General features: G+C 31.7%; 1 protein-coding gene. It reads right to left on the minus strand.

The window, feature by feature from the left end:
• A partial coding sequence (locus tag FD06_RS03110; RefSeq protein WP_156403087.1) for an IS3 family transposase occupies positions 1–287 on the minus strand: 287 nt, incomplete at both ends.

Genomic DNA, 287 nt, shown 5'->3' on the forward strand with positions numbered 1-287 from the left:
TTACATTGTAAACCGTATTTATGCATGATTCTTTGAACACATTTATGATTTACTACCTTGTTGTTATTCCGTAGATGGGCAGTAATCCTACGATATCCATAGCTTTTATGCTCACTCACTGCTTTTTTTACTTCTGATTCTATAAGTTGCTTATCCAAAGAGAGCGTAGCTTTCTGATGATAATAATAACTACTTCTTGGGATTTTTAAAATACGTAGAATGCTAGATAAAGCGGTTTGATGAAAACTTTGATTAATAATTTCTACAGCTTGATATTGATCATGCTT

The sequence above is a fragment of the Apilactobacillus ozensis DSM 23829 = JCM 17196 genome (assembly GCF_001435995.1).
GTDB lineage: Bacteria > Bacillota > Bacilli > Lactobacillales > Lactobacillaceae > Apilactobacillus > Apilactobacillus ozensis.